The 456-nt window shown below is 54.2% G+C and carries 1 protein-coding gene and 1 pseudogene; both read right to left on the minus strand.

Annotated features, from left to right (window positions below; genetic code table 11):
• Positions 1-99: 99 nt before the first annotated feature.
• Positions 100-327, minus strand: a pseudogene (locus ACRPFF_RS11150) (F0F1 ATP synthase subunit beta); the annotation flags it as partial.
• Positions 267-456, minus strand: a 190-nt coding sequence (locus ACRPFF_RS11155; protein ID WP_432674666.1) for a hypothetical protein, incomplete at its 5' end; no start/stop codon positions are given. The pseudogene ACRPFF_RS11150 and the gene ACRPFF_RS11155, both read right to left, overlap by 61 nt.

The following is a 456-nucleotide window of genomic DNA, read 5'->3' on the forward strand; positions in this document are numbered from 1 at the left end:
GCATACGAGATGACGTCGAGTCTCGTGGGCTCGGAGATGTGTATAAGAGACAGGAATACGATTATGTAAACAAAGCGTTGGAGGCCGCCCGTCAGGCACGACCATATAGAATGCCTGTTCGGGCAGATGATCGTATTCGCCGTTCAAGATGGCTTTGAAGCCGGCAATGGTATCGCGCAGGGCGACATATTTGCCTGGAGAACCTGTAAACACTTCGGCAACGTGGAACGGTTGAGACAGGAAGCGTTGGATTTTACGGGCACGCATTACAGCCAGTTTGTCTTCGTCAGACAATTCGTCCATACCCAGAATGGCGATGATGCGTCTTTGCCGCCTGCCGCCCCTTCATCCGCCGCCTTAGACAGCTTTTCTGCGACCGTCCCGCCGTCTTTGGAACCCGCGATTTTTTCAATAGCCGCCGCAACCTTCAGCAACACACGCTCGCCCAACCTGTCG

The organism is Neisseria sp. SLRRB23 (assembly GCF_050896295.1).
Classification (GTDB): domain Bacteria; phylum Pseudomonadota; class Gammaproteobacteria; order Burkholderiales; family Neisseriaceae; genus Neisseria.